This window comes from Endozoicomonas sp. SESOKO3 (genome assembly GCF_024606255.1).
Genome location: NZ_JAHHPR010000786.1, coordinates 1 through 10,553, shown reverse-complemented (window position 1 = coordinate 10,553; position 10,553 = coordinate 1). Strand labels below are relative to the sequence as shown.

Here is a 10,553-nt window from a genome sequence, read left to right as displayed (position 1 = left end):
ACCAATTTATTGCAACCGCAGTAGGACAGCCTTAAGTCCGACAGGCTGCTAGGATTCAGGTTGACATTTTCATGTGAGTCCTGAAAGTGATTAAGTTGCATTATCATTTAGCTCAGCTAATCGCTCCGCTATTCCTGTCACAGGTTCTGAGTCTGGGAGCTCAGAGCGCAGTTAAACCCACAACGCCTTCTGGTACAACCTACCCGGCAAAAGTATTATGCGACAGCCTTATCGGGCAGCCCTCAGGGGTCCGGCAACGGCTGAGCCAATACAGCGAACTGGTTCGCGGGCGACAATGTGTTGTTCTCAGTGCCGATCCGACAAAGGATTTAGCTCAATTGATCAACGGGCTTCCAGACGACACCGTCATACTGCTCTCCTCCAGCACAACTACTACCATGACGCCTTCTCCTTCCGTCACTACGGTGGCAGGTAAAACCCCCGTAAATTACCTTATTGGCAGTGAAATACTTTTGAAGAACGGTCAGGATATTATTGGGGCTGCTGATGATGGTTTCGAGGTCGTCATCATGCCCGATAAAAGTTATTCAAATCGATATATGCTCAGAGTTGGAGACTACGTCGACTTTAAGTTTGCAGAAACAAAAGACAGCAACATAAGACACATAACTTTCCGTGACAATAGCCCTGAAGGCCATACACTTAAACGCGTTAACTCTATTGTTTATGGAGAATGCCATAACCGGAGACTGATTATGGAAAACAACGTATTCCATCTTACAGAATCGATCGGAGTCAGACTTGAATGCAGAGGAACCCTGGATGCATCGGCCAATAATTTACGCACCGGACCGGGCCTGCTGTTTGCCAATAACGCATTTAAAGGCGAAAGCTACAGCCTGATAAGCAACTTAGACTTTATTCCATTGGAAGCATTAGCTGTTTCTTATCCCGGGATCAAGCATCAGTCAGAGAAGCTCACTGTTATTGACAACGTATTCCAAGGCAAGATATCAGAAGTGGGACATTTCACTCTTGGGTCCGGAAGCCGCATGAATATCTTCAGAAACATTATCGACGTCGATAATAGTGGCACAACCTATCACGAATGGATCATGGGACACAGTGCACATAAACATGCCTTGGCTCTCGCGGGTCTTACCGATGAATATGCCGATGCCGATGCCGATTCCGATTCCGATGCCGAACCCCCTCTCTTCAATGTGGCAGGCAATCGGATCAGCGTAAAAAATACAGCCATTAATATCGATGGAGAACTTAAACTGGCTTTGGCCTGCAATCACCTGCAGGCAGTCAAACCCTGGCGACAAGAACAACATAAATACAGCCTGATCGCCATTGATCCATTCCCTCTGGCAGGCGATTGCAAAAAGCCCCTGAGATTTCACCAAAGAGCCACTAAACCACAATCTGCATTCTGTAAGATTGTCAATACCTGGACGCCTACCAATGGTTCTCCTGCGGGTACTATCAGTGGTCTGACCAACCTCGAGGGGCAGTTCTACTTTAACTCAGCCAGTTGCCAGACAAGCACTTCAACCAGAATCTCTGCTGCTATTAAGGGCACAACCGTCACTATGACCGCTTTGGGAATTATGACCACACTGGCCCTGTTGTTGAATCTGTAACCTGAACTCGCCTCTGCGCTATAAAGAAGCTGCCTCAAAAACAGCAGCCAGCGATATTCCGGACATGTTTTAACATCCTTAATAGATAGGTATAAGTTCATAGGCTAGGATTCAGGTCAGCATTTTCATGGGAGTCCTGAAAATGATTAAGTTGCATCATCATTTAGCTCAATTAATCGCTCCTCTATACCTGTTACAGGTTCTGAGTCCGGAAGCTCAGAACACGACTCAGAACACGACTCAATACACAAGGCCGGCTCAGACAACCCTGCCGCCAACGACGGTATTGTGCGACAACCTTACCAGTCAGACTTCAGGGGTTCAGCGACGGCTAAACCAATACAGTGAACTGGTACGCGGACGACAATGTATTGTTCTTAGTGCCGACCCGAAAGGGGATCTGGCTCAATTGATCAATCGGCTTGGTGATAACACCGTGATACTGCTCTCCTCCGGGACGACCACCACCATGAAACCTTCTTTTTCCGTTACCCCGGTGGTGGGTAAAACCCCTGTTAATTACCTGATTGGCAGTGAGATAATTTTGAAAGACGGTCAGGATATTATCGGGGCAGCAGACAACGGTTTCGAAGTCGTCATCATGCCTGACGGAAGTTATACAGATCAATTTATGGTAAGAGTTGGAGACACCAGTAACTTTCGGTTTGGAGAAACAAAAGACAACAATATAAGACACATAACTTTTCGGCCAACAGGGCCTAAGGGCCTCAGACCCATTCACTCTACTGTTTTCGGGAAATGCTATAACCGGAGACTGATTATAGAAAACAACGTCTTTCATCTTCCGAAAGACAGTGGAGTCAGACTTGATTGCAGTCAATCTCTGGATGCGTCGGCCAATGATATGCGCACCGGGCCGGGCCTGCTGTTTGCCCACAACACAGTAAAAGGCAAAAGCTATAGCCAGGGAGGCAGAGAACTTATTCCAACGGAAGCGGTTACTATTCATCATCCTGACATCAAGCATCAGTCACAGAAGCTCGCTATTATTGACAACATATTTCAGGACAAGATATCAGAAGTGGGAAAGTTCACTCTTGGGCCAGGAAGCAGCATCAATATTTTCAGAAACAGAATCGACGTCGATAATAGAGGCACAAACGCTCATGAAGTGCAAATGGGACATCGTATGCAAAAAAATGGTTTCGCTTTCAAGGGTATTACCGATTCAAATGCCGAACCTCCTCTCTTCAACCTGGCTGGCAATCAAATCCGTGTAAGAAATACAGCCATCAATATCGATGGACAAATGAAACTGGCCCTGGCCTGCAACTACCTGCAGGCAGTCAAACCCTGGCGACAGGAAAAACATCGATACAGCCTTAAAGCCGTTGATCCATTATCTCTGGCAGACCAGTGCAAAAAATCCCTGAGTTCAAGCGTTGGCACAACCAGCCATCCATCTGCACTCTGTCAGATTGTGAATTCCTGGACGGCCATTGATGCCTCCCCGGCTACTGCCTTAAAAGGACTGACCAACCTCGAGGGTCAGCTCTACTTTGACCCGGCCATCTGCCAGGCAGCCCCTTCACACTCTGTTGTTATTACGGGTACAACCGCCACGACGACCGCTTTGGGTATCATGACCACACTGAACTTATTATTGATTCAATAACCAGAGTTTCTCCCGTTTAAAGAAGCTGTTGCAACGCTTTGGTTCCCATGATCCCGGCGTGTGAACATGTGATTTTCCTGAAATATTTTCACGTCCTTAATGGATACGTATAAATGCCAGGATGCCAGTCAAGATATTCCCGGGAGTCCTGTAAATGATTATTTTGATGCGTCATTTGGCCCAGTTGTTCGCTCTTCTGCTTCTTTCACAGCCCCCTGGCCTTCAGGCTCAGAACACAACTCAATTTGTCGCCCCTTTTTCTACATCACCCGCTGCAACAGTGCCATGCAAGACTCTTGCAGGAAATACGACAGGGGTTCATAAACGGCTAAACCAATACAGCGAACTTGTCCGTGGACGACAATGTATTGTTCTCTATGCCGACCCGACAGAGGATTTAGCTCAATTGATCGAACGGGTTCCGGAAAACACCGTGATACTGCTTTCTTCCAGGACGCCCCCTACCAGGACGCCCCCCTCCAGGACGACCCATTCCATGACGCCCCCTACAGTGAAGCCTTCTTCGTCTGTTACCTCTGCGACAGGTAAAATCCTGATTAACTACTTTATTGATAGTGAAATAGTTTTGAAAGACGGTCAGGATATTTTTGGGGCTGCTGATGACGGTTTTGAAATCGTCATTTCGCCTGGCGAAAATTTCCTGGATCAATATATGATCGTGGTTGGAAAAAGAAGCACTTTTCAGTTTGGTGAAATAAAAGACAGCTATATAGGCCACCTTACTTTCTGGCCAATTGAACCTAAGGGTTACAACCCTATTCATTCTATTTTTTTTGGGAAATGCTATAGCCGGAGACTGATTATAGAAAACAACGTATTTCATCTTCCAAACTGGATCGGAGTGAGAATTGATTGCTATAGATCTCTGGATGCATCGGCGAGTGGTCTACGCAGTGGTCCTGGCCTGAAGTTCGTCAATAACACGGTCAAGGGGGAAACCATCCGCGAGTCTAAAGTCACCTTCATACCCTTAAGAGGGATATTTATTCAACTTCCAAACATCAAAAACCAGACAGCGGAACTCGCTGTTATCGAGAACACATTCCAGGGAAAGATGGCAGAGGCGGGTGAATTTATTCTTGGACCCGGAGGCCATATGGACATCTTCAGAAACACTGTCGCCATCAACAATACTGGCAAGACATCTCGGGAAATTATTAGAGGAGAAGTTCAACGAACAGGAGGGTTCGGTTTGATTGGTCATACAGATACCAATGCAGAACCTCCTCAATTTAATCTGGTGGGCAATCAGATCGAAGTATCAGATACCGCTATAAGTGTCGAGGCACAGATTGAGCTAACTCTGGCTTGCAACCATCTGCAGGCAGTCAGTCCGTGGCGACAAAAGCAAAAAAAATACAGCCTGAAAGCCATGAATCCATTACCACTGGCCGGTGAGTGCAATAACGCCCTGAGTTCAAACGTTGGCATGACAACCCTTCCACCAACACTTTGCCAGATTGTCAATATCTGGACGGCCATCAATGACTCTTCGGTTACTGCTATCAGCGGACTGACTAACCTTGAGGGTCAGTTCTACTTTGACCCATCAATCTGCCCGACAGTCACTTCACCCCCTGCTGTTATTAGCTCGACACCAGCGGGTCAAAACGACACTGATGAAATTCTCATTTTGTTTGAGTGTCAAAACGTCACTGATGATATTACCAGTTCGTCAGCGGGAAGAACCTCCGCGACGACCGCTTTGGGTATCATGACCACACTGAGCCTGTTATTCATTCAATAACCTGAACCCATTTCTCACGTTTTAAAGAGGCTGTCATAACACTATGGTTCCCATGCTCCCGGCCTGTGAACGTCTGATTTTCTTGAAATATATTCACGATATTAATGGATAGCTACAGATACGTGGACTAGGATTTCTTCTCAGGCTTTCCCGGAAGTTCTGAATATGTCGAAGCCTCATCGTAATTTGATCCGGTTGATAGCTCCTTTATTCCTGTTTCAGGCGCTGGTTCTGCAGGCTCAGACCTCGACCAGCGCACCTGCTACTTTGACGCCTCTTCCAACAGTATCGTGCGGTTCTCTTTCCGGAGAATCGATGGGGGTCATGCAACGACTACAACAGTATAATGAGCTTGTTCGTGGACGGCAGTGCGTTGTTCTCAGCGCCAAGCCCGCTGATGATTTGAGTGAGTCGATAAAACGGATACCAGAAAATACCGTTATCCTGCTGTCCTCCAGAACCACTTCTCCAACTGTGACGCCTGTAACGGGTAAAACCTCTGTAGGTTACCTGATTAGCGATAATATTTTTTTAAAGGAAGGTCAGGACATTATCGGGGCTGCTGATGATGGTTTTGAAATCGTCATCGCTCTGCATCCTGGTTTTACTGAGAGATATATGATCGGGGTTGGAGTCAGTGATGACTTCCAGTTTGGAAAAGCAAGAGACAATCACATAAAACACGTTACTTTCCGGCCAACTCAGGCAAATGCCCGCAATGCAACTTACTCTGCTATTTACGCACAATGTTATAACCGGAGACTGATTATAGAAAACAACGTATTCCACCTTCCAACCTGGGCTGCGGTTTACTTTTCTTGCCGAGAGGCCCTGGATGCATCTGCCAATAATTTGCGCCCGGGCCCAAGCATTCATTTAGCCCATAACACCTTCGTAGGTGAAACCTTGAGGGCATTAAACAACGACGTGATTCCCACGGAAGCATTATTTGTTAGTGTTCCTAACATCGAGAGACAGTCAAAACAGATCGCTATTGTTGAGAACACATTCAGGGGCAAAGTCTCTGAAGTGGCTGAGTTTACGATTGGAGCCGGAAGTAATGCAGATCTCTTCAGAAACACTATCGACATTAACAATACAGGCAGGACTCGTTCTGAAGTTCATTTAAATCGACAGTTTCGAAGAGGGGCCTTTGCTCTTTTGGGTCTCAGAAATACCAGTGCAGAACCTCCTCTCTTTAATTTTGCTGGCAACCACATCCAACTGACTTCAACCGCTATAAACATCAATAGACATCTTGCGGTGACACTGGCATGTAATCAGTTTCGGGCCGTTAATCTCTGGAATCAAATTAATAGTTACTACAGTCTGAAAGCCATTGATCCATTATCAATGGCAGATGAATGCAAAAAACTCCCAGGCTCAAATGCTACCACTCCCATGACACCCTGCCACCAGATTGTGAATACCTGGACTGCCATCACTCATTCCACAGCGACGCCTTTGAGTGGACTGGAAAACTTCGACGGTCCGATCATCTTTGACGCAGCAGTCTGCCCGACACTTCCTGCGCCGACTGCTACCCATCATAGCAGAGTGCTTAATAATACTGACGAGATCACCACTGCATCAGTCATGACAACTGCTCTGGGTTTCATGGCCACTCTGACTGTATTGTTGAATCTATAACCTGAGATTATGTGAACTGAGACGGTAGCACAGGCTTATGGCTAATTTTGAATGCAGCGTCCAGGATTCCAATAGACTATTCCAGGGAATCCTGAAAATGCTCAAGCTGCAACGTTATCTGGCTAGGTTAATCGCCCCTGTATTTCTGTTACAGGCTCTCTCTACAGAGGCTCAGACGTTTCAACCTTCAACAACATCCCCGACAGCTTCAACACCCTATCCGACGGTATCGTGCGAGTCTCTTTCAGAACAAACGATGGGGGTTCGCCAACGGCTAGACGAGTATAGTCGCCTTGTTCGCGGACGACAGTGCATTGTTATTAATGCAGACCCCACAGTAGATACTGCCAGATTGATCAACCAGATTCCTGAAAACACCGTGATACTACTCTCTTCCAGCACTCCCCAAGGAGTGCCACCTTCCCCATCCGTTAACCCTGTGACAGGTAAAACCCCGGTTAGTTACTTCATTGACAGTGAAATAATCTTAAAGGCTGGTCAGGACATTATTGGGGCTGCTGATAAGGGTTTTGAAATCGTGACCACACTTTCCACAGGTTTTAAAGAGCAGTTCATGATCAGACATGGAAACAGAAGCGACTTCCATTTTGGAGAAACGAGAGACAATCATATAAAACACATCACTTTTCAGCCATCTGAACCTGATGGCCACAGACCCATTAAAAGTATTATTCTCGCATATTGCTATAACCACAGACTGATTGTGGCCAACAACCTATTCTATCTTCCTGACTGGTACGGAGTTGAACTTGATTGCAGAAAATCTCTGGATGCATCTGCTGATGACGAGCGCACAGGCCCTGGCCTGCAGTTTGCGGATAACATGATAATAGGTGAAACTTTCAGCGCAGGACCACACAACATTACCTCCTTGTATGGGATAAATATTATTCTTCCTGCCATCTATAATCAGTCACAGAAAATCGCTATTGTTGATAACAGATTCCAAGGCAGGATGGCAGATGTGGGTAAGATTAGTCTTGGAGCCGGAACCAGTATCGATATTTTCAGAAACACGATCGACATTGACAACTCAGGCGGGACACATCTTGATCTTCGTGGTCAACAAACTCAAAAAGGTGGTTTTATTCTTACTGGCATTACAGATACTGGTGCAAAACCTCCTCGCTTTAATCTGGCAGGCAATCAGATCCGCGTAACAGACACCGCTATAAGTATTGAGGCACTGATCGCACTGGCTCTGGCTTGTAACTTCCTGCAGGCAGTCAATCCATGGCAACACGCTCAACTAAAAAACGTCACAGCCCTTAATCCAATGCCTTTGGCAGGTGAGTGCGAAAAATGCGTGAGTCCAACCGTAATTAGCGCATCAATCAGTCCACCCACATACTGTCATATTGTGAATACCTGGTCGGCCATCAACAATTCCACAGCAGCCCCTTTGAGTGGAATGACCAACTTTGTAGGTACGTTCTTCTTTGACTTTACACACCACTGCCCGACAGTCATTAGTATCTGCCCGACAGTGACCATTATTGTTACGAAGTCCAGCTCCGACAGGATCTCCACTGTATCATCTGTAGATGCAACGACCATAAGCACTGCTCTGGGTGTCATGGCCTCCCTGGCTGTGTTGTTGAATTTATAACCAGTTAGCTAAGGAACGGGCTCTATGAGTGGCTCAGGAGTCAGAACCGGAATTCTGGGAAAAAGCACTTAACCCTCTTAATCAGTGGTTGCCGACAGGCAATCCACTGGATTTTTCGGGTAGGCGACTTGGTTATTTCATGAGGTGACTCAAAATAATGGAGAGAAGGAGACGGCATAGTCCACCTGTTTCCTCGCAACATCTTATTCGTATTAATGGATAAGTAGAAATGCAGCGACTAGGCTTCCTATCTAGGGGCCTGACCGGGAGTTCTGAACATGATCAAACTGCAATGTTATTTAGCCCGTTTAATCACTCCTATACTCCTCCTACAGGCTCTGAGCTTACAGGCTCAATCTACAAGCGTAAGCCCCTCTACTCAGCCCCCCCTCTCTACAGAATTGTGCGAACATCTTTCACCCCAGTCAATGGGGGTTGACAGGCAAATAAGCCTTTATAGCGATCTTATTTACAATCGACAGTGCATTATTCTAAAAGCCAATCCGACAGAGAATCTAAACAAGTTGGTAGAACGGATTCCTGAGAACACCGTCATCCTGCTCTCCTCGGAAACCGTCCCTACCCCCAGTACCCCCAGCCTTGTCACTTCCTCTGTCTCAGCCTCTGCCTCTGTCTCTGTCTATGCCCCTACTCCTGCTAACATCTCTTTCCCTGCTGGCGCTTCCGTCAATACGAATACGACCTCTAACCCGGTAGTTCAGTCAAACAGCACGACAGTGATGCCTTCTTCATCCGCAAGCCCTGTGCCAGTGAAAACCACGGTCGAGTACTTTATCGACGACGAGATTCGTTTGAAAGACGGCCAGGACATCATAGGAGCTGCTGATGAAGGTTATGAAATTATTATCAGGGATCGGCCAGGATATATGGTCAGGTACATGGTCAGGGTTGGAGCTCCCGATAACTTCCGGTTTGGAGAAAGAAGAAGCAGTAATATACGACACGTTACTTTCAGTCCAACTCGAGAGAATAACTTTCCATCAGTTGAGTCCATTATTTACGCAGAATGCTACAACCGGCGACTGATTTTAGAAGAGAACGTATTTCATATTCCCAGCCGGGCCGCAGTTAACCTTGACTGCAAGGAACCTCTGAATTTATCGGTCTTTTATTGGCACCGAGGTCCGGGTTTGGAGTTCGCCAACAACACGATCATTGGTAAAAAGTACACTACGCTTCAAAGTCGTCTGATTGCTGATGTTATTCCTGACCAGGGAATACTCATTAATCTTCCTGCCATCAGGAACAGGTCAGGTCTGTTAGCTGTTATTGGGAATACATTCCAGGGCGATATGGCGGAGGCGGGAGAGTTCAGACTGGGTCCCAAAGCCAGCATGGATGTCTTCAAAAACACGGTAGACATTTCCAATCATGGTATTACAAATCTCGACCCTGTTCGCAAAGGCGGATTCGTTTTTGTAGGAACCACAGAAAACGAAACAAGATTTCCTCTTTTTTACCTGATTGGCAATCAGATCAAAACAACACAGACCGCTTTAACCATCAGTGGACAAGTTGCTCTGAACCTGGTTTGTAACCACCTGCGGGCAATCAGACCCTGGTGGCAGCCGCTGGAACGGTTCAGTTTGATAGCAGCCCACATAACGCTGGATGACATGACTAAACAAAGATTGTGCGAAAAAGTCATGAGTTCACCTGATGTCTGGCCAATTCCCACTCAAACAACCGTGAATATCTGGACCGCCATAAATGATTCCCCAGCCACTGCCTGCACCGGACTGGTCAACCTCTTGGGTCAGTTCTACTTTGCCACGGAAGTCTGCCAGAAAGTCAATACATTCTCTGGTTTCATTGCGGGTAGTAATGCGTTCCTCGATGCATCGAATATAAGCACAGTTGTGACCACCAACTCATCAAGCACAACATCACTCTCCAATTCATCAAATACAATATCACTCCCCACTCCATCAAGTATAAATACGACAGTTGTTCCCACTTCATCAGCGCGTAAAGCCGCAGTGACTTCTGCTATAGGCGTAATAACCACTCTGGCTATATTGTCATCTCTATGACTCTTAACCTCTCCGGCTTGAAAAGGCCTTGGCAAAACTCCGGTTCCCATACATCGGCGTGGGAACCTGAAAGGTATATCCAGCGCACTGCGAACCGATCATTCTTCGGCCCATAGTGTTCAGGAAGTGCAAGCAGCCTGTCGGACTTATGCGTCCGTAGCGAGGATTGCAAGAAATTGAGGATAAAAATTTCTGCTTCTGAGGA

Annotated in this window: 6 protein-coding genes; all 6 read left to right on the top strand. The window is 46.6% G+C overall.

What is annotated here, in order from left to right:
• The first annotated feature begins 86 nt into the window (after positions 1-86).
• The 6 genes from KDK18_RS13840 to KDK18_RS13815 all read left to right on the top strand — a co-directional run bounded on the left by KDK18_RS13840 (position 87) and on the right by KDK18_RS13815 (position 10,348).
• The gene (locus KDK18_RS13840) at positions 87-1,610 is read left to right on the top strand and encodes a hypothetical protein (protein WP_257255518.1); all 1,524 of its coding nucleotides are present in this window, start codon (positions 87-89) and stop codon (positions 1,608-1,610) included.
• A gap of 142 nt (positions 1,611-1,752) precedes the next feature.
• Positions 1,753-3,246: a hypothetical protein gene (locus tag KDK18_RS13835; protein ID WP_257255517.1), complete on the top strand. Its 1,494-nt coding sequence runs from the start codon at positions 1,753-1,755 to the stop codon at positions 3,244-3,246.
• Positions 3,247-3,400: 154 nt separating this feature from the next.
• On the top strand, positions 3,401-5,014 hold the full coding sequence (locus KDK18_RS13830; protein ID WP_257255516.1) for a hypothetical protein: 1,614 nt from the start codon (positions 3,401-3,403) through the stop codon (positions 5,012-5,014).
• A 165-nt stretch (positions 5,015-5,179) separates the two neighbouring features.
• Entirely contained in the window at positions 5,180-6,664 is a 1,485-nt protein-coding gene (locus KDK18_RS13825) for a hypothetical protein (RefSeq protein ID WP_257255515.1), read from the top strand.
• 97 nt (positions 6,665-6,761) lie between these two features.
• On the top strand, positions 6,762-8,294 hold the full coding sequence (locus tag KDK18_RS13820; RefSeq protein WP_257255514.1) for a hypothetical protein: 1,533 nt from the start codon (positions 6,762-6,764) through the stop codon (positions 8,292-8,294).
• 278 nt (positions 8,295-8,572) lie between these two features.
• Positions 8,573-10,348 carry a hypothetical protein gene (locus tag KDK18_RS13815; RefSeq protein WP_257255513.1) on the top strand — a complete coding sequence of 592 codons (1,776 nt, stop codon included), beginning with the start codon at positions 8,573-8,575 and terminating at the stop codon, positions 10,346-10,348.
• Positions 10,349-10,553: the final 205 nt, after the last annotated feature.